Annotated in this window: 11 protein-coding genes and 1 tRNA gene; 11 read left to right on the plus strand and 1 reads right to left on the minus strand. The window is 69.6% G+C overall.

Annotated features, from left to right (window positions below):
- Positions 1–275 precede the first annotated feature (275 nt).
- The 4 genes from M5362_RS05620 to M5362_RS05635 all read left to right on the plus strand — a co-directional run bounded on the left by M5362_RS05620 (position 276) and on the right by M5362_RS05635 (position 12554).
- Positions 276–10814 (plus strand): LamG-like jellyroll fold domain-containing protein, encoded by a 10539-nt coding sequence (locus tag M5362_RS05620; RefSeq protein ID WP_260226213.1) that lies wholly within the window; start codon positions 276–278, stop codon positions 10812–10814.
- Positions 10815–10824: 10 nt separating this feature from the next.
- The gene (locus M5362_RS05625; RefSeq protein ID WP_260226214.1) at positions 10825–11409 is read left to right on the plus strand and encodes an SMI1/KNR4 family protein; all 585 of its coding nucleotides are present in this window, start codon (positions 10825–10827) and stop codon (positions 11407–11409) included.
- Between the two features lie 156 nt (positions 11410–11565).
- On the plus strand, positions 11566–11988 hold the full coding sequence (locus M5362_RS05630) for a DNA/RNA non-specific endonuclease (RefSeq protein ID WP_260226630.1): 423 nt from the start codon (positions 11566–11568) through the stop codon (positions 11986–11988).
- A gap of 35 nt (positions 11989–12023) precedes the next feature.
- Positions 12024–12554, plus strand: coding sequence for an SMI1/KNR4 family protein (locus M5362_RS05635; protein WP_260226215.1), 531 nt, complete (start codon positions 12024–12026; stop codon positions 12552–12554).
- Between the two features lie 1693 nt (positions 12555–14247).
- Here M5362_RS05635 and M5362_RS05650 read toward each other — a convergent pair.
- A tRNA-Arg gene (locus M5362_RS05650) sits at positions 14248–14320 on the minus strand.
- 303 nt (positions 14321–14623) lie between these two features.
- On the opposite strand from M5362_RS05650, the gene M5362_RS05655 reads away from it, so the two are divergent.
- The 7 genes from M5362_RS05655 (at position 14624) to M5362_RS05685 (ending at position 23382) form a co-directional block, all read left to right on the plus strand.
- Positions 14624–16231 carry a dynamin family protein gene (locus M5362_RS05655; RefSeq protein WP_260226631.1) on the plus strand — a complete coding sequence of 536 codons (1608 nt, stop codon included), beginning with the start codon at positions 14624–14626 and terminating at the stop codon, positions 16229–16231.
- 6 nt (positions 16232–16237) lie between these two features.
- The gene (locus tag M5362_RS05660; RefSeq protein WP_260226217.1) at positions 16238–18043 is read left to right on the plus strand and encodes a YfjP family GTPase; all 1806 of its coding nucleotides are present in this window, start codon (positions 16238–16240) and stop codon (positions 18041–18043) included.
- A gap of 160 nt (positions 18044–18203) precedes the next feature.
- Positions 18204–18689, plus strand: coding sequence for a single-stranded DNA-binding protein (locus M5362_RS05665; RefSeq protein ID WP_260226218.1), 486 nt, complete (start codon positions 18204–18206; stop codon positions 18687–18689).
- A gap of 272 nt (positions 18690–18961) precedes the next feature.
- Entirely contained in the window at positions 18962–20365 is a 1404-nt protein-coding gene (locus tag M5362_RS05670) for a Cys-Gln thioester bond-forming surface protein (protein ID WP_260226219.1), read from the plus strand.
- 274 nt (positions 20366–20639) lie between these two features.
- Complete coding sequence (gene ettA / locus M5362_RS05675) at positions 20640–22304, plus strand: energy-dependent translational throttle protein EttA (protein WP_260226220.1); 1665 nt, start codon at positions 20640–20642, stop codon at positions 22302–22304.
- A gap of 2 nt (positions 22305–22306) precedes the next feature.
- Complete coding sequence (locus M5362_RS05680) at positions 22307–22729, plus strand: acyl-CoA thioesterase (RefSeq protein WP_260226221.1); 423 nt, start codon at positions 22307–22309, stop codon at positions 22727–22729.
- On the plus strand, positions 22726–23382 hold the full coding sequence (locus tag M5362_RS05685; protein WP_260226222.1) for a hypothetical protein: 657 nt from the start codon (positions 22726–22728) through the stop codon (positions 23380–23382). The genes M5362_RS05680 and M5362_RS05685 overlap by 4 nt, the downstream gene beginning before the upstream one ends.
- The last annotated feature ends 54 nt before the right edge of the window (positions 23383–23436 follow it).

Raw genomic sequence — 23436 nt, forward strand, 5'->3', positions numbered from 1 at the left:
TCGACGGGGGTGTCCGGAACGCGCCGGAGCGGGCCGATAGTCCACCCTCCGATACGGGTGCGGAGTGATTCTGCTCACGCCGTGCAATCACTTCTAGGGTGAATTGACGCGTACATAACGAATTTGCGGGTTTCATGAACGCATAAGCCCGGGACTGCGCAAGTCGGATTCAGGGCATGGTTTGTGAGTTGCTGCCGGCTTCGATAGGACTGCCCCCACTGATCCATTCTGTGGGGGCTACAACGGTGCGCATCACCCGACCACTCGTCATATCCATGGCGATCACCATGACCGTGCTCGCGGGCACGGAACAAGCAGCGCAGGCCGTCGGCCTGTGGTCTGCTTCCAGATCCGGCCCAGGTGCCGGTGAAATCCCTGAACAGGGCTGGGGGTCGGCCCGCGGGCGCGGCCACGCCGCCTCCGGCGACGCCACCGACGCGGACGCGTCCGGCGGCCGCGCCGGCGCCCTGAAGGGGCGCGGCGAACTCGCGCCGGACTCCGGCACCACCCGGCTGAAGCTGGGCAAGGCGCCCAAGACGCAGGTGCCGTCCTACCGCAAGGTCCCGTCGCCGCGCCGGGCCGCGCCCAAGGGGTTCGACCCCAAGGCCAGTTCGGAGGTGCCCGGCAAGCGGGCCGCCGATGCGCGGACGTTCGCCAACCCGGACGGCACCTTCACGACCCGCTACTACAACGAGCGGGTCAACTTCCTCGGTCACGACGGCAAGTGGAAGGCGATCGACACCCGGCTGGCGAAGTCGTCGCCACTGGCGCTGACGGAGGAGACCCCGGGATCCGGCTGGCAGGCCAAGTCGACCGAGGACACGATCTACTTCTCCGAGTTCTCCGATGCGGAAACGTTTGTCCGCCTGGGTACCGGCATCGACGACAGCACCGCGGTCGGCTACTCGATCGAGGGCGCGGCCCGCTCACAGGGCCGTGTCAACGGCAGCGTGATCACGTACCCGGACGTCCGTCCTTCGGCGGACGTGGAACTGATCGCAGGAAGCGACTCCGTCAAGGAGACGCTGATCCTCAAGGACAAGAACGCGCCGACCGAATGGCGCTTCCCGCTGGCCCTCAAGGGCCTGACGGCCAAGCTCGACGGCCTCGGCGGCGTCGTCTTCAACGACGCGGCGGGCCGTCAGCAGGGCTGGATGCCGGCGGGCTGGATGGAAGACTCCAAGAAGGCGCCGAACTCCGACGAGGGCGTCATCTCCTCCGGCGTCACCTACGACCTCGCACGCGACGGCTCCCGGCAGGTCCTGGTCGTCAAGCTGGACCAGAAGTGGTTGTCGGCCCCCGAGCGAGTCTTCCCCGTGAAGGTCGACCCCTCGGTGAACGGTCTGGAGGCGGCCTCCGGCACGTACGTCGAGTCGCCGTTCAACCAGAACTTCTCCAGCTCCACCGAGCTCAAGGTCGGCACGTACGACGGCGGCGCCCACAAGGCGGCCTCGTTCCTGAAGTTCAACGGCCTGGACACCACCCTCAGGAACGCGTTCGTCATCAACGCGAACCTGAGCCTCTACAACACCTACTCCTACTCCTGCACCGCACGCCCGGTGACGGTGCACGAGATCACCTCCAACTGGTCCGAGGGCAGCGTCAACAGCTACCCCGGTCCCGCCACCGGCGGCGCGCTGGGCTCCAAGTCCTTCGCGCACGCCTGGCGCCAGGACGGCAACTCCCCCTGGCACTGCGGCGCCGCCACGTGGGAGTCGATCCCGCTCGGCGACGCCGGCCGCAAGCTGGTCGACGACTGGACGCACGGCCGCAAGGCCAACTACGGCCTGGCCGTGAAGGCGGCCACGGACGACTCCAGGACCTGGAAGAAGTTCGGCTCCGACAACTACCCGAACGGCAAGCCCAGCCTCGACGTCACCTGGTCGAAGTACGGGGCCGCGTACGAGTTGGGCGGCTTCGTCCAGCCCCCGACGGCCACCGCCGACGGCATCTTCAAGGTCACCGTCACCAACCAGGGCCAGCAGACCTGGGGCAAGAACAGCAACTTCAAGCTGCGCTACGACCTGTTCGACGCCAACGGCAACAAGGTGGGCGGTGACTACTGGAGCAAGATCCGGTGGACGGACATGCCGTACGACGTCGGGCCCGGAGGCTCCGCCACCGTCGACGCGCACATCGCCCCGCTGGCACCCGGCACGTACACGATCCAGTGGACGATGGACGAGTACGGCGTCCGGAGCTTCGTCGACGACGGCGTCCCCGGCCCGACCGTGCGCTTCGACGCGGTCAACGTCCCGCCGTACGTGACGGGCGCGGCTCCGCCGAGCGGCACGGTCGTCGACACCCTCACCCCGACGTTGTGGGCGACGGCCACCGACCAGGACAAGTCCCCTGGCGCGCTGACCTACCAGTTCGAGGTCTGCGAGGTCGAGGGCAAGGACCTCCGCAAGAACTGCCACGGCAACACGCACGCGGCCTCCGAGAGCTGGACCGTTCCGTCGGACTGGCTGAAGTGGGCGAAGACGTACGCCTGGTACGCCTACGCGAACGACGGCAAGGACCAGTCCTCGCGCACCGCGCCGTCGATCCTGACCACCCAGGTACCGCAGCCTGTCATCACCTCCCACCTCGGCGGCGCCGACAGCGGCCGCACCTTCGGCGAGCGGGCCGGCAACTACGCCACCGCCGCCACCGACGCCGCCGTACCGAGCGCGGGCCCCGAGCTCGCGGTCACGCGTACGTACAACTCGCAGGACCCGCGCCAGACGAACGCCTTCGGCGCCGGCTGGGCCACCCGCTGGGACATGCGGGCGGTCGCCGAGCCCGACGGCAGCGTCGTCGTCACCCTCGCCAGCGGCAGCCAGGTCCGGTTCGGCCGCAACGCCGACGGCACCTATAGCGCGCCGGCCGGTTCCGTGGACGTGCTCTCCGAGGTCGCCGGCGGCGGCTGGACGCTGCGCGACGCGGCGGCCACGGTCCACACCTTCGACGCGGCGGGCCGCCTGACGAAGGTCAAGGACGGCCACGGGCGCGAGCAGACGCTCACCTACACGGCCGGGAAGCTGACGAAGGCCACGGACGCGCTGTCCAAGCGCGCGCTGACCTTCACCTGGTCGGGCGCGCACGTCGCGTCGGTGTCCACCGATGCGGTCGGTCCGATCGCGCCGGCGCTCACCTGGTCGTACACCTATGACGGCGACCGCCTGGTGAAGGTCTGCCCGCCGGACTCCGCCACCGCGTGCTCCACGTACGCGTACACGGCCGGCTCGTCCTACCGCGGCCTGGTGCAGGACGCGGGCCCGGTCGGGTACTGGCGGCTGAACGAGGCCGAGGGCGAGTCCGCGGCCAGCGAGGCGGTCTCCCGCACGGGCATGAACGCCGGCCACTACCGCGACGTCACCCTCGGGGCCGCGGGCGCGCTGGGCGCGACCGGCAACAAGGCGGCCTCCTTCGACGGCACCAATTCCTCCATCGAGCTGCCGGGGACCTCCCTGTCCGCCTCGACCGTCCTCTCGGTCGAGCTGTGGTTCAAGACGGACCGGGCGGGGACGCTCGTCGGCTTCCAGGACAAGCGGCTGTCGGAAGGCCAGCCGATCCGCTGGAACCCGGTCCTGGGCATCAACCAGGCGGGCAAGCTGCACGGCGGTTTCGAGCTCAAGGGCATGGGGACCACCCCCGTCACCTCGCCCGGCACGGTCACCGACAACGCGTGGCACCACGCCGTCCTGACCGCCACGGGCACCGAGCAGGTCCTCTACCTCGACGGCGCGCGCCTGGGCGCCATCCCCGGAGTGGTCGACCACTTCGGCAAGACCTACACCTACCTGGGTGCCGGCTACTCCAACCCGAGCTGGGACGGCGGCCCCGCGGGGGTACGCCGCTTCACCGGTTCCATGGACGAGGTCGCGGTCTACCACCGCGCCCTCGACGCCGGGGCGGTCAAGGCCCGTTTCGAGGCCCGTGCGGGATCGTCGAAGCTGACCGGTTCCACCCTGCCGTCGGGCCGGGTGAGCGCCCAGGTCGAGTACGACGGCGACACCGGTCGCGCGACGAAGGTCACCGACGAACACGGCGGGGTCTGGCAGATCTCCGAGCCCCGCTACGCGGCCGGCTCGCAGGCCTACAGCGACGCCGTCCGGGCATCGGGCCCGGTGAACTACTGGCGTCTCGGTGACAGCGGTGGTGCCTCGGCGGCGGACGAGATATCCGGCGGCGGCAACGGCTCCTACCGGGACGGTGTCGCGCTCGGCGGCGTCGGGGCGTTCCTCGACGGCGACGACGGTGCGGTCACCCTCGACGGGTCCAAGGGCGTCATCGAAGTACCGTCCGAGTCGATCAGCGACGCCACCGCATTCTCCGCGGAGCTGTGGTTCCGCACGGACAAGCCCAGCGGTGTGCTGCTGGGTCTGCAGAACACCGAGCTGGGCACCACTCCGACGATGTGGAACGCCAGCCTCCTCGTCGACGGCGAGGGCAAGCTGCGCGGCCACCTGTGGGACGGCCCCTCCGCGGGCTGGCCGGTCATGGGTGGCACCAAGGTCACCGACAACAAGTGGCACCACGCCGTCATCACCGGCGGTTCCGCCGGTCAGTCGTTGTACCTCGACGGCGTCAAGATCGGCTCCAAGGCCGGCGTGGTCAAGCCGGAGACCCTGGTCCACGCCTACCTGGGCGCCGGCTACTCCAGCGAGGAGTGGGACGGCCAGGCCCGTGCGACCCGCTACTTCAACGGCCAGCTCGACGAGGCCGCCTTCTACACGAAGGAGCTGGACGCGGCGACCGTCGCGGACCACTTCAAGGCCCGCAACCGCCTGGTGGCCGGCAACGGGGGCCAGTACGAGGGCGTCGTGATGGCGGACGCCCCGGCCGGCTACTGGCAGCTGGACGAGACCGGTGGCACGACCGTGGTCAACAAGGTCGCCGCCGCAGGCGCCAACGGCACCTACACCAACGCGACGCTGGGCAACTCCGGCGCGTTCGGCACCGGCGACGGTTCCGCCGCCGAGTTCAAGGGCGACGGGTGGGCCGAGCTCGCCGGCGGCCACATGTCGGGCACCGACCTGTCGACCGAGCTGTGGTTCAAGACCACCAAGCCCGGCGTGCTCTTCAGCGACCAGGAGAAGCCGCTCCCGGACGCCTACAGCTACGCGCCGGTCCTGTACGTCGGCTCGGACAACAAGCTCCACGGCCAGTACTTCACCCGTGGTACCGAAGCGACCAACACCTCGCCGAACACGGTCACGGACAACGAGTGGCACCACGCCGTGGTGACGGCCCAGGGGTCCACCCACACGCTGTACCTCGACGGCGCCCAGGTCGCCCAGACCACCACCACGCCGGTCACCCACGAGACCAACCAGCGCACATACATCGGCGCCGGCTACACCAGGTGGTGGCCCGCGTCCTCGGGCGACGGCGTGCAGTACTTCACCGGCCAGATCGACGAGGTCGCGGTCTACCCCCGCAGCCTCACCGGTGACCAGGTCGCCCGCCACTACGGCGCCCGCGCGCAGGCATCGGGTTCCTCGCTGTCCGCGACGGTGACGGTCACCGACCCGACGGGCGCGAAGACGTCCAGCACCTTCGACGCGGTCCGCGGCCAGCGCCGTACCGCCTCGACGAACGCGGACGGCGGTGTCACCACGTACGCGTACGACACCGGCGGCTTCCTGCACACGGTCACCGACCCCAACGGTCACGCGACCATCACCGGTCACGACGAGCGCGGCAACACCGTCTCGACCACGACCTGCCGGGACGCGAACTCCTGCTGGACCTCCTTCGCGGAGTACTACAACAACCCCGCGGACAAGCTGGACCTGCGCAACGGCAAGCAGACCGCGATCCTCGACGGCCGCTCCTCGGGGCCGGCAGACACCCGCTACCGGACGACGACCTCCTACACGGACCTCGGCCTGACCGACACGGTCACCTCGGTCGACGGCCGTACGGCGAGGACCACCTACACCACGGGCACCGAGCCCGCGGTCGGGGGCGGAGTGACGCCGAAGGGCCTGGTCGCCACGAAGAAGTCCACCGGCGGCGCCACCGTCTCGTACGCGTACTTCGAGAGCGGTGACCTGGCCAGGACGACGGCGCCCTCCGGCGCGGTCACGACGTACACCTACGACGGCATCGGCCGGAAGCTGACCGAGACCCAGGTCTCCGATGCCAACCCCGCCGGCGTCACCACGACGTACGCCTACAACGCCATGTCCCGCGTCACCGCGGAGACCGGCCCCGGCGTCAAGAACGAGATCACCGGCGTCACCCACACAGCCAGGATCAGCCGCACGTACGACGCGGACGGCCACCTGCTCACCGAATCCACGGAGGACACCACCGGCGGCGACGCCACCCGCACCACCACCTACCGCTACAACACGCGCGGCCTCAACGACAGCGTCACGGACGCCGCCGGCAACGAGTCGACGTACGCCCACGACGCCCTGGGCCGAGTGATCAGCGCGGCGGACCCCGCGGGCAACGTCGTCACGACCTCGTACACCAAGCGCGGCCAGGTCGCCGAGACCGTCCTGAAGAACTGGACCGGCGACCCCTCCGGCCAGACCCGCGACCTGGTCCTGGGATCCAAGGCGTACGACCCGGCGGGCCGGCTGGCCTCGACCACCGACGCCATGGGCGCCACGACCGCCTTCACCTACTACGACGACGGCCTGACGGCCACGACGACGGCGAAGCAGGTCACCCAGTCCGACGGCTCGAAGAAGGACATCGTCCTCGAGTCCACGGTGTACGACGGCGCGGGCAACCCGGTGTCGGCCACCACGAACGGTGGGGCCACCACCGTGAACACGCTCGACGCCCTGGGCCGCACCACCCGCTCGGTGTTCGACCCGAACGGCCTGAACCAGGTCGCCACCTTCGCGTACGACGCGGAGGACCGGATCACCGAGTCGACCCAGTCCGTCGACCGCACCGGCAAGAAGATCACCTCGACCACCGAGTACGACGCGGCGGGCAACCCGACGAAGCGGACCGTCACCGACGGCACCACCACCCGGGTCTCCTCCGCCACCTTCGACCAGCGCGGCCTCCCGCTCACGCAGACCAGCCCGCGCGGCATCACCAGCACGGGCCGGTTCGACGAGCTGGGCCGCCTGGTCGAGCAGACCGCGCCGCAGGTGCAGGCCGAGGAGAACGGCGGTGCGGCCACGGCCGTCACCCCCAAGTCCCTCGTCGGCTACAACACCTTCGGCGAGACCACCGAGTCGCGTGACCCGCGCGGCCTGATCACCCGGACCGAGACCGACAAGCTGGGCCGCACCGTCGCGCTCACGCTGCCCGACTACACCCCGCCGGGCGCGACCGCGGCCATCACCGCCGTCTCGCGCACGACGTACGACAAGGTCGGCAACACGGCCTCCACGACCGACCCGCTGGGCCGCGTCACGTACTACGGCTACGACCAGCTGAGCCAGCTGGTCAGCAAGACCGACCCGGCGATCGCCGGTGCGCAGGGCCTGACGGCCCCGGGCGCCGCGAACTTCAACGGGACCTCCACCGCCCTGTCCGGCGGCGGAATCTCCACCTACACCTGGACCCCGACCGGTCTGCCGCTCTCCGCGACCGATCCGACAGGAGCACGCACCGAAGCCACCTACGACGAACTGGGCCGCAAGCTCACCGCCACCACCATCGAGCGCAAGCCCGCCCGGCAGAACCTCGTCTCCCGCTTCACCTGGGACGACGCGGGCAACCAGGTCTCCTCGACCACGCCCGGCGGACGGGTCACGAGCGCGACCCACGACAAGGCCGGCCAGACCCTGACGGTCACCGACCCCGCCGGCGGCACCAGCAGCGCCGTCTACGACGGCCTCGGCCGCCAGACCGAGAGCAAGGACGCGACCGGCCGCAAGACCGTCACCGCGTACGACCTCGCGGGTCAGCCGGTGTCCGTGACGGACTACGGCACGGGCACGACCGCCCTGCGCACGACCACCACCGAGTACGACGCCGACGGCAATGTCACCGCGTCGGTCTCGCCCGGCGGTGCGCGCACCACGTACACGTACGACGCGCTGGGCCAGCTCACCAAGCAGGTCGAACCGGTCACGGCCACGGCCACGGACTCGATCACGACGACCTTCGGCTACGACGCGGCGGGCCACCGCACGCGCCTGACCGACGGCCGCGGCAAGATCACCTACTACACGTTCACCCCGTGGGGCCTGCCGGAATCGACCATCGAGCCCAGCACCGCACAGCACCCGGCCCTCTCCAGCCGTACCTGGACCAATGTCTACGATGCGGCAGCCCGGGTCACCACCGAGCTGCTTCCCGGCAGCGTCAAGCGTCAGAAGACGTACGACGCCCTGGACCGGCTTATCGGTGAGACCGGCTCCGGCACCGCCGTGGCCACCCGGCCCCGCAGCCTGTCGTACGACCTCGCCGGGCGCCTGACCGGCGTCGGTGGTGACGGCATCCTCGCGGGCAACACGTACACCTACAACGACCGCGGCCAGCTCCTGTCCACGGACGGTCCGGGCGGCACCTCGTCCTACGCGTACGACGCGGACGGCATGATGACCTCCCGCACCGACGCGGCGGGCGCGACGGCCTTCACCTACGACACGGCCGGACGTCTCGACACCACGACCGACCCGCTCACCGGCACCCAGGTGCGCAGCGACTACGACGCGGCCGGACGCCCGACCGCCGACGAGTACGCACGCCCCGGCGTCGGCGGCACCTGGTCGATCGGCGCGAAGCGCTCGTACACCTACGACTCCCTCGGCCGCCTCGCGGACGACAGCGTCAAGAAGACCGGCACGGGTGCCGCGGTACAGGGCACTGCCTACGAGTACGACCTCGACAACCGCCTGGTCAAGAAGACCACCTCGGGCACGGCCGGGGCGGGCGCGGAGACGTACGCCTACGACCTCGCCGGGCGCATGACCTCCGAAACCAGCGGGGGCACCACCACCGGCTACGAGTGGGACAAGGCCGGAAACCTCACCAAGAAGGGAGACATCACCGGCACCTACGACTCCCGCAACCGGGTCACGGTCTGGGGCACCCAGACCTTCGACTACTCCGCGCGCGGAAACGTCCAGGGGGTCACCGACGGCGGTACCACCCGCACGATCAAGTCCGACGCCTTCGAGCGGACCGTCACCAACGGCACGAGCACCTTCACGTACGACTCGCTCGACCGCGTCATGACCCACAACGGTGCTGCCTTCAGCTACGACGGCGGCTCCAACAACCTGGTCAAGGACGGCACGTCCACCTACAGCCGCACCCCCGGCGGCACGCTGCTCGCCAGCGCCACCACCGGGACGCCCGGCTCGGCCGGCCTGACCGTCACCGACGGCCACACGGACCTGGTCGCCAGCCTGTCTCCGGACGGCACGTCGGTCACCTCGTCCCGCGCCTATGACGCGTACGGCAAGGTGACCGCGAGCAACGGCTCCACCCCGTCGGTCGGCTACCAGTCGGGCTGGACGGACTCGTCCACAGGCGAGGTCAACATGGCGGCCCGCTGGTACCAGCCCGGCACCGGCGGCTTCACCAGCCGCGACACCTGGCAGCTCGACCCCAACCCCTCGGTCCAGGCCAACCGCTACACGTACGCCAACGCCGGCCCGATGAACGGGACCGACCCGTCGGGCCACCACACCATCCTCAATTGCTTCAAGCCGGCGAAGACCAAGCTCGGCTGGCTCATGAAGGGGAACGCCCTCTGCGTCTTCAAGGAGGCCTTCCTCAACGGGGAGCACAGCGTCACCAGCCAGGACATGTGCTACTCGAACGCCTACATGCGTGAAATGTGCGACCGGGCGTACAACCGCAACAAGGGCAGCGGCCGGCTCATCGACATGCGCGGCGAAACGCGCACGGTAATCCGCGATACGCCCAGCCGCAGCCACAACTACTCGGGCGGCGGGCGAAACCGTGGCGGCACCACCACGCTGACCCGCCCGAAGCGCCCGACCGCACCCCCCAAGCCGCCCATCCCGCAGAACCCCTACGCGGGCAAGAACCCGCCGCCGGCACCGAAGCACATCCCCAAGCCGGACTGGAACCCGACCCAGGCCGTCTGGAACGCCACCCAGGCCGTCGACATGGTCGTCAGCGGCGCCAACCTCCTCGCCATGCTGGCGGGCGGCGCCGACACGGTCCTCAACCCGGACCAGGTCCCGGACACGCACGACGCCCCGGGCACCGACCCGGGCCCGACCACGGCTCCGGAGGGACACCAGAGCCGGGACTGCCGGAAGTTCGGCAGCGGCTGGCGCGAGTGGGGGCGGATCGACACCGTCAACGGCAACCGGCCCACCGGCGTGGAAGCCTGCCTTGACAAGCATTTCCTCGTCAACAACAAGACCGACGAGAACTCGACTGACCGGAAGTTCGACCCGCCGGGCCATCAGTGGGCCAAGGACTACATGGCGGACTTCGGCAACGAGCCCAGTGCGATCTGGGTGAACGCGTGCCATCTTCTGGCCAAGGACCTCACCGGTGATGCGCGAGAGGAGAACCTGGTCACCTGTAGTCGTCAGGCGAACGCCTGGACCATCGACAAGCGTGCACCTCAGATGACGCCAAACATGCTGACGTACGAGAGCAAGGTGAAGAAGGCGGTCATGTCCGGCCAGGTGGTCAGCTACAAGGTGGTGCCCTTGTATGACGGCCCTCGAACCGTCCCCTACGCCTTTAAGATGCAGGCGTCCGGTTGGAATGCCGACGGATCACCCGGGATCTACATCAATGATGAGATACCCAACCAGTTCTACGGACTGAAGACCCAGAAGTGGCACAACCTCGGGCGTGTGTCGAACCCGGGCGGCCCTGTTCCGGTCCGTGGCACGGATGAATGGAATGACTGAGGAGGTGGGCGTGACTGACCACGCCATGGAGCTGGCCGGCCTGCTGACCCGTGTGGGTGATGGCGGCGACGCGGTCGACTGGAAGGCCGTCGAGCAGGAATACGGGACGTCTTTCCCGCAGGACTACATGGAATTCGTTGCGAACTTCGGCGACGGCTCGATCGAGGAAATGCTGTGGATCGCCATCCCCGTCAGCACGGCGGACCCACTCGTGAGGCGGGTGGACAGGCTGCCCCAGCAGATCCTCGAGTACCCGGAGGCGAACGAGTGGGAGGATCCAGCGGCTGCGGATGAATACCGCCTTGAAGACGTCCTGGTCTGGGGCGAAACCAGCGAAGCGGACGTTCTCGGCTGGATTGCCAACGGCCCGGATCCCGAGGAGTGGCCGCTGGCAGTCTTCTCCCGCGGGAATGGCTCCTGGTCGGTGTACCACTGCACCATGAGTGAGTTCATCGTCAGGTTGCTTCGTTCGGAGTTCGAGCGCTGCCCTGTCGGAGTGAGCCGTCTGTCCGGCTTGCCGAACCCGCGGTTCCTTCACACGAGCGAGGAAGCGCGGCTGAAGGAGCTGGGCATCAACCCGTGGTCACGACAGTGATGTAAGCCGACACGAATACTCCGGCCCTGGTTCGAGCCTCCCTCGAACCAGGGCCGGAGTCATTCATCCCGGCGAGGGAACTGCGCGGCATGAGGTGGACGCGGGGCCGGCATCAAGCCACCTGGGTATGACTGGGCCCGGTCTTACGTCGGATATCTGGGAGGTCGGCCCCGCGACGTCAACGCCTGCCATCTCCTCGGCGCCCAGCTGGGCGGATCGGGGACCGACCTGGCCAACCTCGCGACCTGTGGATCTGACGCGAACTCCTACGTAGGCAAGCCCCAGTCGCCGATTCCTTCCATGGACAACATGCTGAACTTCGAGGACACAGTCCGGTCCCTCATCGATTCAAAGCATGTTGTGCGATACAAGGTGACACCGGTCTACAAAGACGGCCGAACTGTGCCCTACGAATTCCGCATGTCCTACACGGCATGGGACAGCAAGGGACGCTACGTGGGCTCTGATGCCACAGCAGTATCCAACCTGATTTACACCGCCGGCCAGGGTTGGAAGAATCTGGGCACCGCGATCGACAGCCGCACCGGTGGAGACGTGCCCCTCCCGGGGCAGCCATGAGATGGCCTTCCACCACCACGCGAAGGGAAACTGAAATGCCTCACCGCGCCGTCGCGCGCCTGCGTGAAGTTCTCCCGCCGCCCGTCTCCGGAGGCGACTCGATCGACTGGCAGGAAATCCAGCGGACGACAGGTCTGACGCTTCCTGTCGATTACCGCGAGTTCGTCGAGTCGTACGGAGGTGGAGAGATCGACGAGTACCTGTCCATCAGTACGCCGCCCGTCCCCGGGTCGGCGTACGGAGACCTCCTGGACAGAACAGATCCCGCCCTCTCGCACCCGGAACATCTCCTTGCGCTCTTGCCAGGAAGTGAGCTGCCGTCACTGCTGCCCTTCGCGGACTCGGCGAGCAGCGATGTGGCTTTCTGGCTGTGCGAGGGCGCTCCCGACGACTGGCCCGTGGCCATCTTTCGGAGGCAGACGCCGTACGGGATGAACCGCTGGACCGTGTTCGATGGCGGAATGGCGTCGTTCTGCGTGGCGGTCCTGACTGGCAAGGTGAACCCGTTCAGCGAACGGCTTTCAGCGGAGGACCGGCACGAGTTCCTGACTTGGCGTCGGGTGTAAGGCCAGATCACAGTGACAGGTTCCATCCCTTCCCTGAGGGGCTGTGAGACCCGATCCACTGGGGTAGTGGCGTGACAGAGTCCCTGGATGTCGGCGGTGACGATTGCGTTGCACACCACCGACAGCCCGGGGGCTCTGTTGCTTCCGTCTCACTACAGTAAGAGCGGCTGGGGCATGCTCAACCTGAGCGGAGGTGTCGTCGCAGCCGGCAAGGAGTGGACGGGCGATGGCTCGGTCCACGAAGTGCACTCCTTGAAGCGGCGAGCCGTCAAGGTCACGCGTCCCGTGCCGATACCGCCGGCGTTCGTGCACAACTCACCTCGTGGAGCCCCGGCGAGACCGCGGCCGACGCCGTGATGGCTTCGTGTCGTGGCCGCACGGAATCGCCATCCCTGCCTGCGGCGGACGTGGACCGTCGTGGCATCGTGCTGGGGCCTACCTGTGAGGCCAATAGGTCGTTGCGCTGCCTGTCGGCACCGCTTCACGCACCCGGCCGATCGGCGTCTCGGTCCCCCTGGTCTTCAAGACCAGCAAGCACTCCGGCTAGTTGGCATGCGCAAACGTGGTCACGAGCCGCGCGGATCCGCCCACACGGTGCCTTGCCGTCCCGCCCGGACACGGATCCTCGGTGGTGACCTGGCCGGGTCTGTGATCAGGCGGGCGTGGAAGGAAGTGCTCACCCCGTACGAGTTCGGCTCTCCCCTCGGGCGCCGCGCGTACGACCTCCGGCACACCTGCTTGACCAACTGACTCAACGCCGGCGTCCCTGCCGCGACCGTGGCCGAGTGGGCGGGGAACGGCGTTCCTGTCCTGCTCGCGACGTACGCCCGCTGCATCGACGGGTGTTTTCGACGGTGTCTTTGGCCCCGCTGGAACGGTTTCGGCTGGCCCCACTCTTGGGCCGTGTGGGGGACCAGGGAGTGTCAGGGGGCGACGGTTTGAAGTGGCCCCGCCCTCAGATCAGACCGCCAGCAGCGCAGGAACAGCGTCCGCTCGCCCGTAGGTGAGCACCTGGGTGAGGACCTCCCGGAAGAGGGCGACGTCTCCGCCCGGCGCCTCGATGACGGCTTCAATCTCGCCGTCCTAGAGCCGAAGGCTCTCCAGCGCTTCCGGATCAACAGGATGCGGAGGACATTGCCCTCCAGAACGGCTTCGCGCACGCATCCGTAGGCGGTCCCCTGCCCGGCCGTGACCAGGCAGTGCGTGTCCATCCCCAGGGCGGCTTCCTGTTCGTCGGGCTCAGCCTCGCCCGCCATGAACATCAGGATGAAGCCACTGCCGTCCTTGTCCTCCGCGAGGCCGGCCTCGGTGAAGTAGCCCTCAGGGCCGATCTCTGTGCTGGCGACGCGAGCAGTGAACCGGATGTCGCGACCGGGTTGTATCAGCACGGTCGGACAGAGCCCGCCCCAGGAGCGACTGCGTCGCGACGGGCGCAGTGGGGCCAATGCAGGCCGCCCTAGACAGGCAGCTCGAAGCGCCTTGAGTAGGCGGGTGAGCTAGAGGATCCGGCCGCGCCCGGGTCCTGAGAATTTCCCCGCGTATTCTCCGCAGCCACCCGCAGAAACCCGGTTTCAGCCGGACACCGCCGGACGCGCCCCACCCCCGCCGAGGGGCGCGTCCGGCCCGGTCCCACCCACCGAGAACCGGCCATGACCAGCAAAAAGACCCTCCCGAAGGAGGGTCTGTGGTGGAGCGCCCCCGGCAGGACTCGAACCTGCGGCCAAGTGCTTAGAAGGCACCTGCTCTATCCACTGAGCTACGGGGGCCGGGTGGTGGACCGGTGGCCTGGAGCCCCTGGTGGGTGGGGCGTGGCCTGCCGGGTCAAGGATAGGGCTCCGATCGCCTTGGCCCGGTTGCTTCACCTGCGTGGCACGATGTGGAGGTTCGGTGAAGCGGAACGATAATCGCAGGCAGGTGCGATTCCCGCAGTGTTTTTCACGCCACTCGGCCCGGGTGTTGTGCACTCGTTATGCCTGAGGCTTCTGTCATCAGGGCGTTCGGTCGGCGCGTAGGGCCCTTATACGCTTCAAAAAGGCTCCAAAATTGGGCATTCTTCGCATGTGGTGACCTTGGACGAACGGCCTCAGCTGATCGACGCACTCTCCGCCCTGCGCGACTGTGTCGCCGCCGTGCGTCTCCCACTCCCCCTCCCAGGCGCCCCACGCGCCCGCCAGACACGAGCCGAGCTGCTCGCGCAGCTCGACGACTACCTGGTGCCCCGGCTGAAGGACCCCGACGCTCCGCTCCTCGCCGTCGTCGGCGGTTCCACCGGGGCCGGGAAGTCCACCCTCGTCAACTCCCTTGTGGGGCGCCGCGTCAGTGAGGCCGGAGTTCTCCGGCCCACCACGCGGACGCCCGTGCTCGTCTGCCACCCCGACGACCACCACTGGTTCGCCGGCATGCGCGTCCTGCCCCAGCTCACCCGCGTCTGGCTGCCCCACCAGGACGAGGACTCCGCGGCCGACGAGCCCCCGGAGGAGAACGCCCTGCGCGTCGAGACCTCCTCCGCCCTCGCCCCCGGCCTCGCCCTGCTCGACGCCCCCGACATCGACTCCCTCGTCGTCGAGAACCGGCTCCTCGCCTCCGAGTTGATCTGCGCCGCCGACATCTGGGTGATGGTCACGACCGCCTCGCGGTACGCCGACGCCATCCCGTGGCACCTGCTCCGTACCGCCAAGGAGTACGACGCCACGCTCGTCACCGTCCTCGACCGCGTGCCGCACCAGATCCTCGGCGAGGTCTCCCGCCAGTACGAGGCGCTGCTCGACAAGGCGGGGCTCAGGGACGTACCCCGGTTCACCATCCCCGAGCTGCCCGAGTCCGCGGGCGGCGGCAGCGGGCTCCTGCCCGACAGCGCGGTCGCCCCGCTGCGCGCCTGGCTCGCCCACTGCGCCCAGGACCCCGCCGCACGCCAGCAGGCCATCGGACGGACCGCCTCCGGAGTCATCGCCTCCCTCGACTCCCGGATGCCCGAACTCGCCGGGGCGGTCGCCGCCCAGTACGCCGCCGCCGTCCGGCTCGGCGGCGCCGTCGACTCCGCGTACCAGGAGCAGCGCGAGCGCGTCCGGCAGCAACTGGGCCGCGGCGCCGTGCTCGCCGGCGACGCCCGGACCCGCTGGCGCGGCTACCCCCGCGACAGCACCGCCGACGAACTGCTCGACGCCCTCGTCGAGTCGCTCGCCGCACTGCTCCAGTGCGCGGCCGCCGCCGCCGACGAGCGCGTACGGGACGCCTGGCGCCGCGAACCCGCCGCGGCCGCCCTCGGCGCGGCCCACGACACGCCCGACCGGGAGGCGGGCGAGCGGATCGAGATGACCGTACGGCGCTGGCGGCGCGAGCTCGAAGAGCTGGCCGAGGAGGAACTGCGCAGCACGGAGCGGCCGGGAACCGCCCGTACCGCCGCCCCCGAGGCCGACACGGTCGCCGCCCTGCTCGCCGCCGCCCTGCTCGGCGCCCGCCGCACCCGCAGCGCCGGCGAACGGCTGGCCGAACTCCTCGGCGCCCAGGCCGCCCTGCGCCTGCGCGACAAGGGAGGCGAGCTGGTCATGGCGTACCTCGACCGCGCCCTGCACACCGAACGCGACCGACGACTCGCCCCCCTCGACGCCCTCGACGTGACCCCCGAGCCGCAGGCGGAACTGATCGCCGCGCTCTCCGTACTGCAGAAGGAGAAGTGAGGACCGGTGAGCAGCAGCACGGTGGACGACCGCTGGGACGACGGCCTGATCGCCCGCCGGGCGAGTGAGCGGGCCCAGGCGCTGGAGGAAACCCCCGGCGCGGGCTCCGACGCGGGGGAGGAGGACAGCCTTCCGCCGCTGGGCGGACAGTACGGCGGCCCCCTGCGCACCCGTCTCGACGCCCTGCACGAGCTCGTCGGCCTCTCCCGTACGAGACTGGCGAACGAGACGCTCGCCGAGGCCGGACGCGTCCTCGACGAGGCCGCCGCACGCCAGCGGCTCTCCGCCCGCCACACCGTCGTGGCGATCGCGGGCCCCACCGGCAGCGGAAAGTCGACCCTCTTCAACGCCCTCGCGGGCGTTCCCGTCTCCGAGACCGGACTGCGCCGTCCCACCACCTCCGCACCGATCGCGCTCAGCTGGTCCGAGGGCTCCGCCGGACTCCTCGACCGCCTGGCCGTCCCCGGCCGGCTCCGGCGCCGCCCCCTGGCGGGCGGGGCCGCCGACGAGGAACTCCAGGGCCTCGTCCTGATCGACCTGCCCGACCACGACTCGGCCGTCACCACCCACCGCGACCAGGTCGACCGGGTCCTGGCCCTCGTCGACGCCGTCATCTGGGTCGTCGACCCGGAGAAGTACGCCGACGCGGCGCTCCACGAGCGCTATCTGCGCCCCCTCGCCGGCCACGCCGAGGTCACCTTCGTCGTCCTGAACCAGATCGACCGGCTGAGCGGCGAGGCCGCCGACCTCGTCCTGGACGACCTGCGCCGGCTCCTCGACGAGGACGGCATGGCCCTCGGCGAGCACGGCGAACCCGGCGCCACCGTCCTCGCGCTCTCCGCGCTCACCGGAGACGGCGTGGGCGAACTGCGCGAACTGCTCGGCCGTTTCGTCCAGGAACGGACCGCGCCCGCGCTCCGGCTCTCCGCCGACGTCGACGCGGCCGCCTCCCGGCTCCGGCCCGCGTACGTCTCCGAGGGCCAGACCGGCCTGGGGGAGCGGGCGCGGGAGGACTTCGCGGCCCGGCTCGCGGTCGCCGTCGGTGCCACCGCGGCGGGCGAGGCCGCCGAACGCGTCTGGCGCAGGGGCGCCATCCGCGCCTGCGGCACGCCCTGGCTGAGGCTCTACCGCTGGTACGAGCGGATGCGCGAGCACGGCTCGACCGACCCCCGCCTCCAGGCACCCCTGGAGGACGAACTCACGGCGCGGCAGCGGGTCGAGCAGGCCGTACGGGTCGTCGCCGACGACGCCTCGCGCGGACTCCCCGCGCCCTGGGCGCAGGCCGTGCGCGAGGCGGCGGCACGGGGAGCCGACGGGCTGCCCGAAGCGCTCGACGAACTCACGGCGACGATCGGGGACCCGGCCGCCCGCCCGCCGAGGCCCGCCTGGTGGCCCGCGGCCGTCCTGGCACAGGTCCTGATGACGCTTCTGCAGATCTTCGGCGCCCTGTGGCTGGTCGGCCAGATCGTCGGCGTCGTGGAGCCGGGGCTGCTGCCGCCCGTCCTCATCATGCTCGGAGGCATCGTCGGTGGCCCGCTGGTGGAGTGGGCCTGCGCGGCGGCGGTGAAGGGACCGGCCCGGCGGTACGGGCAGGAAGCCGAACGGAAGTTGCGGGAGGCGGCCGCCGCGTGCGGCCGGGCGCGGGTCCTGGACCCGATCTCGGCCGAGCTGATGCGCTACCGGGAGGTGCGCGACCAGTACGTGACGGTGTCCGGGACGCGCTCGGGCGCACGGGTGACCCGGCTGGGCGGCGGCGGTGGCGGTGGCGGTGCGCGATGGGGCGGTACGAGGGCGGGCGCACGGCTGAGATGACGTACAGGCCTCTCCGGAGGCGTACCGCCCTCTACGTGACGTATCACCTTCCCGGGTGACGGAGTTGTCCCCAACGCGCCGTTCGTCCACAGGCCTCGGCGCGCTTCGGCCGGCCGGTCCAGCATGGAGGGGCAGGCAAGGCCGAGGAAAGGGGAGGGGCATGAACGACACGATGGTGACGCTCGTCGGGAACGTGGCGACGAGCGTGGAGTACAGGGACACGGCGACGGGCGGGGTGGCCCGGTTCCGGTTCGCGGTGACGGCACGCCGCTGGGACCGGGAGCGGGGCACGTGGACGGACGGACACACCAGCTTCTACACGGTGTTCGCGTGGCGGGCGCTCGGCGCCAACCTCGCGGCGTCGGTCTCGGTCGGGGAGCCGCTGGTGGTGCACGGACGGTTGCGGGTGCGCGAGGAGGACGTCCCCGACGAGGGCAGGCCGCCCGAGGCGCGGCGCAGGACGTTCGTCGACATCGACGCGGTGGCGGTGGGCCACGATCTGACGCGGGGTACGGCGGCCTTCCGGCGCGTCGTGAAGGGCGAGCCACGCACGACGGAACGTCAGGGGAACGGGGGCGAAGGGGTCGTGGAACGGGACCCGTGGGAGGTGGCGGAGGTCCCGAAGGTCCTGGAACCCGCGGCCTGACCTGGAGTTGTGGGGATTTGTCGACTCCATGACCAGCGAATCTCCGCGTAGCGGACGCCGCTGATAACGATTCCGAGTCGGAATGGTTATCAGACCGTATGGGCGGGCATCAGGGTCTTCCCCATCCATAGGATTCGCGGGTACTCATACGGGACTTGAGTAAGCACTTGAGTCGACAGTTGAGTCAACCGGGTCTGTGAACTGCTGGCGATGCGCTCCCCCCACGTGTCAAGTACCGGAGGCACGGAGCTGCTCGCCCGGAGGGGAAATTCATGTTTTCTGTTCGGAGGCGCGGCGTTGCCCGCCTTGCCGCCGCGACCGTGGTCTCTGGCCTCGTCGCTGCGGGTGCGATAGCTGTTGCGGGACCGGCGCTGGCCGACGAGGGTGACGGCACCGGTGGCGCGACCGCCACGCTGGGCAATCTCACCGTCTTCGACACGGTCAAGATCAAGGGCAAGGGCGAGATCTCCGCCGGCCTGTTCGAGATGCAGGTGACGCCCGGCGGCGTGCTGAAGACCTACTGCATCGACCTCTACACCGGCGCCAAGACGGGCCAGGAGTACAAGGAGGTCGGCTGGGACCAGTCCTCCCTGCACAACAACGAGAACGCCGGCAAGATCCGCTGGATCCTGCAGAACTCGTACCCGCAGGTGAACGACCTCGACGCGCTCGCCAAGAAGGTCGGCGCGAAGAACCTCACCGAGAAGACCGCCGCCGCCGCCACGCAGGCCGCGATCTGGCACTTCTCGGACAACGTCGAGGCCACGCCGGTCAACAAGAACGCCAAGAAGCTGACCGAGTACCTGGAGAAGGAGGCGGTGAACCTGGAGGAGCCCAAGGCCTCCCTCAGCGTCTCCCCGGCCTCGGTCGCCGGTAAGTCGGGCGAGCGCCTCGGCCCGATCACGGTCGACACCAACTCCGCCACGGCGGCCGTCTCCCTCACGCCGGGTGCGCCCGAGGGCGTCAAGCTGGTCGACAAGGACGGCAAGGTCGTCACCAATGTCGCCAAGGGCGACCAGGTCTTCTTCGACATTCCGGCCGGCACGCCCGACGGCGCCGCCGAGCTGAAGGTCCAGGCCGACACGACGGTCCCGATCGGCCGCGCGTTCGTCTCCACCAAGGTCAAGAGCCAGACCCTGATCCTGGCGGGCACCAGCACCTCCAGCGTCACCGCGAAGGCGACCGCCACGTGGGCCAAGAAGGGCGCGATCCCGGCCGTCACGGCCGAGAAGAACTGCGCCAAGGGCGGCCTGGACGTCACGGCGTCCAACGAGGGTGACGAGGACTTCACCTTCGAGGTCAAGGGCCAGAAGGTCACCATCGCCGGCGGTCAGTCCAAGACGGTGACGATCCCGCTCGCCGAGGACGAGGCCTACGACTTCACGATCACCGGCCCGAACGGTTTCGAGAAGAACTTCAAGGGCGTTCTCGACTGCAAGACGGCCACCCCGGGCCCGCTCCCGTCGGAGACCCCGTCGACCGAGCCGTCCGTCACCACCCCGCCCACCGAGGGCACGGCCGGCGGCTCCACCACCGGCTCCACCACGGGCGGCGACCTCGCCGAGACCGGTAGCTCCAACGCCACCCCGATGATCGCCGGCATCGCCGCGCTCCTCGTGGTCCTCGGCGGCGGCGCGGTCTTCTTCCTCCGCAAGAAGAAGACGGCCGGCCAGTAGTACCGAAGCAGTACCCGCCTCACGGCACCCACCGGCCCCGGTGCGCTCTCCGCGCACCGGGGCCGGTGTCGTACACGGCCACGCCCCGGACGGCCGGAACCGCACACGAACAGACTCCCGCGACCGGCGGCCACCGCAAGTGACAGCTCCGCTACCGAGGAGCCCGGGGAACCCGCAGGTCAGGGGAGTGAGCGGGTACTGGTTCGCTCCCAGGGGTGGCGGTCAGGCAAGATGGGGTGTATCTGCCCACTCACTCTTTGCCGGACGGTTTCTCTTGGCTGAGTACATCTACACGATGCGCAAGACGCGCAAGGCGCACGGCGACAAGGTCATCCTCGATGACGTGACGCTGAGCTTCCTGCCCGGTGCGAAGATCGGTGTGGTCGGCCCGAACGGTGCCGGTAAGTCCACCGTCCTCAAGATCATGGCCGGTCTTGAGCAGCCGTCCAACGGCGACGCCTTCCTGTCGCCCGGCTACACCGTCGGCATGCTCCTCCAGGAGCCCCCGCTCGACGAGTCCAAGACCGTCCTCCAGAACGTCCAGGACGGCGCCGCCGAGATCATGGGGAAGCTTCACCGCTTCAACGAGGTCGCCGAGCTCATGGCGACCGACTACTCGGACGCGCTCATGGAGGAGATGGGCAAGCTCCAGGAGGACCTGGACCACGCCAACGCCTGGGACCTGGACGCGCAGCTGGAGCAGGCCATGGACGCGCTGGGCTGCCCGCCCGGCGACTGGGCCGTCACCAACCTCTCCGGTGGAGAGAAGCGCCGCGTCGCGCTCTGCAAGCTCCTCCTCGAGGCGCCCGACCTCCTGCTCCTCGACGAGCCCACCAACCACCTGGACGCCGAGTCCGTGCAGTGGCTGGAGCAGCACCTCGCCAAGTACCCCGGCACCGTCGTCGCCGTCACCCACGACCGGTACTTCCTCGACAACGTCGCCCAGTGGATCCTGGAGCTCGACCGCGGTCGCGCCCACCCCTACGAGGGCAACTACTCCACCTACCTGGAGAACAAGGCGACCCGCCTCAAGGTCGAGGGCCAGAAGGACGCCAAGCGTGCGAAGCGTCTGAAGGAAGAGCTCGAGTGGGTGCGGTCGAACGCCAAGGGGCGTCAGGCCAAGTCCAAGGCCCGCCTCGCCCGCTACGAGGAGATGGCCGCCGAGGCGGACAAGATGCGGAAGCTGGACTTCGAGGAGATCCAGATCCCGCCGGGCCCGCGCCTGGGCTCCATCGTCGTCGAGGTCAACAACCTCTCCAAGGCCTTCGGCGACAAGGTCCTCATCGACGACCTCAGCTTCACCCTGCCCCGTAACGGCATCGTCGGCGTCATCGGCCCGAACGGCGCCGGCAAGACCACGCTCTTCAAGATGATCCAGGGCCTGGAGACCCCGGACTCCGGCGACATCAAGGTCGGCGAGACCGTCAAGATCTCGTACGTCGACCAGAGCCGCGCCAACATCGACCCCAAGAAGACGCTGTGGGCCGTCGTCTCCGACGAGCTGGACTACATCAACGTCGGCCAGGTCGAGATGCCGTCGCGGGCCTACGTCTCCGCCTTCGGCTTCAAGGGCCCGGACCAGCAGAAGCCGGCCGGCGTCCTCTCCGGCGGTGAGCGCAACCGCCTGAACCTGGCGCTCACCCTGAAGCAGGGCGGCAACCTGCTGCTCCTCGACGAGCCCACCAACGACCTCGACGTCGAGACCCTCGGCTCGCTCGAGAACGCGCTCCTGGAGTTCCCCGGTGCGGCCGTGGTCGTCTCCCACGACCGCTGGTTCCTGGACAGGGTCGCCACGCACATCCTCGCGTACGAGGGCGACTCGAAGTGGTACTGGTTCGAGGGCAACTTCGAGTCCTACGAGAAGAACAAGATCGAGCGCCTCGGCCCGGACGCGGCCCGTCCGCACCGTGCCACGTACAAGAAGCTGACCCGAGGCTGAGCGTGCGTCACATCTACAGCTGTCCCCTGCGCTGGTCGGACATGGACGCCTTCGGGCACGTCAACAACGTCGTCTTCCTGCGGTACCTGGAAGAGGCGCGGATCGACTTCATGTTCCGGCTGGCGCCGGGCGACGGTTCGCCGTCGTTCTCCGGCGGGTCCGTCGTGGCCCGCCACGAGATCGACTACGTACGGCCGCTGGTGCACCGGCACCAGCCGGTCACCATCGAGTCGTGGGTCACGAAGATAGGCGCGGCGTCCCTGACGATCGCGTACGAGATCAAGGACCCGGACGTCACGTACGTACGGGCCTCCACGATCGTCGTCCCCTTCGACCTCGATGCCCAGCGGCCGCGTCGTATCTCCGCCGAGGAGCGGTCGTTCCTGGAGGAGTACATGGACGACGGGATGACTGCCGCCGCATGATCGCGCCGCTGCACTTCGCCGACGCCAGGGAGGCGGCGGACCTCGCCGCCTTCCTGGCCCGGCTCATCCACTACGACCGCGCCGCCGCCGTCCGTCTTCAGGCCGGGGGCGGCGCGCTCGCCGTGTTCGGCCGGCCGCCGTCGTTCGAGGTGCTCGCGATCCGTACGGCACGGCTGGAGGACGCGGTCGAGCTGGACGTCACCGTCTCCGCGGGCGAACTCCTCGAAGGTGTCGAGGAGTCGGCCGGGAAGGCCGTCGTCCCCGACACCGTCACCGGACCGCCGTGGGCCGGTGTCCTGCCGCCGCGCGGCGGCTGGGAGCCGGTCGCCGGACTGCCGGGCGCCGAGCGGCTGCGCGGAGCGGTCGCCGCGGCCGTCGCCGAGTTCCGGTCACGGGACGAGGAGCTGCCCGAGGAGCGGCGGACGCGGGCGGAGCGGGACCGGATCGGCCGCGAGATCTGGTCGCGGACCGTGGCGGAGACCGGACTTCCGCTGCGAGCGGTGCACGCGGCGCAGTCGCTGGGCTTCCTGCCCGGCGAGGGAGTGCCGGTGGCGCTCTTCGCCTCGGGTCCCTGGCTGCGGCTGCGTACCCCGTACGGCTCGGTGGTCCTCCGCACCGCGCCGATGACCCTCACGGTCACCCCCGGGCACTGACCCGCCCCTTCCGGGTCCACAGCCCTCGGCCGATGCCCCCCCGGGCCCACAGCC

The organism is Streptomyces sp. Je 1-79 (assembly GCF_025195125.1).
In the GTDB taxonomy this organism is placed as follows: domain Bacteria; phylum Actinomycetota; class Actinomycetes; order Streptomycetales; family Streptomycetaceae; genus Streptomyces.

Excerpts from the sequence above, each read along its gene's own strand:
- M5362_RS05620 (WP_260226213.1), top strand. The coding sequence starts at position 276 with ATGGCGATCACCATGACCGTGCTCGCGGGCACGGAACAAGCAGCGCAG.
- M5362_RS05635 (WP_260226215.1), top strand. The coding sequence starts at position 12,024 with ATGCCTCACCGCGCCGTCGCGCGCCTGCGTGAAGTTCTCCCGCCGCCC.
- M5362_RS05670 (WP_260226219.1), top strand. The coding sequence starts at position 18,962 with ATGTTTTCTGTTCGGAGGCGCGGCGTTGCCCGCCTTGCCGCCGCGACC.
- M5362_RS05685 (WP_260226222.1), top strand. The coding sequence starts at position 22,726 with ATGATCGCGCCGCTGCACTTCGCCGACGCCAGGGAGGCGGCGGACCTC.
- M5362_RS05665 (WP_260226218.1), top strand. The coding sequence starts at position 18,204 with ATGAACGACACGATGGTGACGCTCGTCGGGAACGTGGCGACGAGCGTG.